Below are 2502 nucleotides of genomic sequence, written 5' to 3'. Positions count from 1 at the left end.
TAAGACCCACAGCGCCGATGGTACTGCATCCGGGAGGATGTGGGAGAGTAGGTCACCGCCGGACAATATTTGAAGGTTGAGCCCGTACCAGTGTTGGTACGGGCTCTTCCTGTTTAACCCGGACTGTCAATAAGAAATATTGGTCCCTGCCCGGCTTTCTATGAATATGGCGGTTTCGCCTATCCCCGGCCCTGGATTCCACATACTGTGCCCTGCACAGGCCGAACCGGTTTCGGCATGGTCACTCGCGAATCATCCCCAGGGATAGAAGCAGGAAGACCCTTATGAGCCAATATTCCTTTCCGTCCGGCCCGCGGCGCCGGCGGGGACCCGAGCGCCGGCTTCGCAGGTCACTTCTTGGCATGGCGGCCGCTGCAGCGCTGCTGCTGGCGCCGTTCGCGGCACCCGCCAATGCCCGGGTCACGGATCCGGACCCGAATGAACCTGCTCCGGTGGCCAGCGCAAACGCGGATGTCGTTTTTACCAGTCGGGGTGAAGGCCAAAGCATTCAGGGTTTCCTGTCCAACGATCCCACCCCGCCGGATCTCACGCTGCCTTATCCCGAAGGCAACCCGACGGGAGTTCCTGCCGCCGGCGGGTACACCGGCGTCCTTAACACTCAGGACGCCGATGGCCGGCTCGGGCGGATGTATTGCATCAACGTCGCGATAGGCACCACCCTCGGCGTCGGCTACGTTAACGCGCCCTGGGAGGAAGCCGACGTAGCCAACCTTGGCTACGTAAATTACATCCTGAACAACTACTATCCTGCGAATCCCGCAGCGCCTGCGGGCTTAACCGCTAATCAGCAGGCTGCGGCGGTGCAGGCCGCGATCTGGTACATAACCGACGGATACCTGGTCAATACTTCGGAGACGGTCATCAGGCCCGCGGTCGCAGCGATCGTCGAAGACGCCCGGACGAACGGGCCTCTGCCGGAACCGCCCCCACCGAACGTCACCGTGACGCCCCCGGCTGCCGCGGCTCCGTTGGGAAGCATCGCCGGTCCGTTCACGGTGGCAGCGGAGGGAAGTGTGGAGGTTACGGTTTCCGTGCCGACCGGATACACCATGTACGCCGACGCTGCGGGAACCGTCCCCATCCCGAACGGGAGCACAGTCCCTTCAGGGACCCAGGTCTGGATGGGCGGACCGCCGGCATCCACCGACCCGGGAGTCCTCAGAGCACGTGCTGCCGTCAACGTCCAAACAGGCAACGTCTACCTCTACGACCAGGCTGATCCACTGGTGGAAAAGCAGCCCATCATCCTCGCCGAGACCACAGTGTTGAATGCCGCAGCCCAGGCGACGGCGGAGTTCTTTGTACCGGGAGACCTGGTAGTGAATAAGGTGTTTGGCGGCGGAGGAATCGGTAGCCAGGGTGCCATCAGCCTCACTGCGGACTGCGGCCCGGCGGGCGCCTTTGTTTTCGAGATTCCTGCGGGGACGGCTGCGCCGGTGAGCAACACCGTGGCAGACCTGCCGGTGGGAACGGTGTGCGCGGTGACGGAAGAGATAACCGGATCTACTGTGGAGGTAACGGTGACACCCGTCCTCCCGGATCCGGTGACAATCGTCGAAGGGGAAAACGTTCTGGAGGTCACAAACAATGTGGAATTCAACCCGGGCAGCCTGGTGGTGGCGAAAACCGTCAGCGGCTCCGGTGCGGGCCTGCAGGACGACATCGTGCTGCACGTCCGGTGCGGTGACGGGCTGATTGACGAGACGTTTGTGATCCCTGAGGGGACTTCGGCGGATACCTTTACCCAGCGGTACGAAGGTATTCCGGCGGGAACGGTGTGCCGTGTCTCGGAGCCGGCGTCCGGCGCCAACGAGGACGTCACGGTGGATTCGTCCGGCACAGGAGAGGTAACCATATTGCCGGGGCAGGAGCTGACAGCTGAGGTGGTCAATGAATATGCCCCGGTGCCGGTCACTGAACGGCTTCCGCGGACCGGGGCGGAAGATGCTGCGGCCATGGCCATGGCAGCAGGTGGTGCCGTCCTGGCCGGATCGCTGTTGGTCCTCCGGCGGCGCAGTAGCTAGTCGAAGGGTTCCTTCCGGAGGTGCAGTAGCTAGTCGAAGGGTTCGCTCCGGAGGTGCAGCAGCTGGTCCAGGGATTCCTTCCGGAGCCACAACCGCTGGACCGGGGGCTCCTGTGCTGAGTGGCTGACAGTTGGTCGGAGCCGGCGCCCGAGAGGGTGCCGGCTCCGACTGTGCCGGACGATTTGCGGCTGCGGGCAAACGTGTGTAAAGTTTTAGAAGTCGCCGCGGCCGGGACGCTGGAAAAGCGCCCGAGCATGGCGGCCAAACCCCAACAAAAAACAGAGTCCAACCGGTGCGTGCCCTTCGCGGGGCCGGCGGAAAAGACTCCGGTTGATGCTGGGTCCGGAAGAGCGGAAACGCTTTTGCGGTAAAACACTGCAGCGAAGAAGAAAAGGAAAACATTGTTTTCCCGAGTATTTTCGGATTGCGTCTGTTGTTTGAGAACTCAATAGTGTGC

1 protein-coding gene is annotated in these 2502 nt (G+C 62.4%); it reads left to right on the top strand.

Annotation, left to right across the window (positions count from 1 at the left end; all coding sequences use genetic code 11):
• Positions 1–284: 284 nt before the first annotated feature.
• A complete protein-coding gene (locus tag NNX37_RS16335) occupies positions 285–2045 on the top strand; it encodes a thioester domain-containing protein (RefSeq protein ID WP_255793814.1) in 1761 nt (586 codons plus the stop codon).
• Positions 2046–2502: the final 457 nt, after the last annotated feature.

Source organism: Arthrobacter zhaoxinii (assembly GCF_024385505.1).
Lineage (GTDB): Bacteria > Actinomycetota > Actinomycetes > Actinomycetales > Micrococcaceae > Arthrobacter_B > Arthrobacter_B zhaoxinii.
This window is presented reverse-complemented; position numbering and strand designations above follow the sequence as displayed.

Coding starts and splice junctions, on each gene's coding strand:
- NNX37_RS16335 (WP_255793814.1), top strand. CDS start 285: ATGAGCCAATATTCCTTTCCGTCCGGCCCGCGGCGCCGGCGGGGACCC.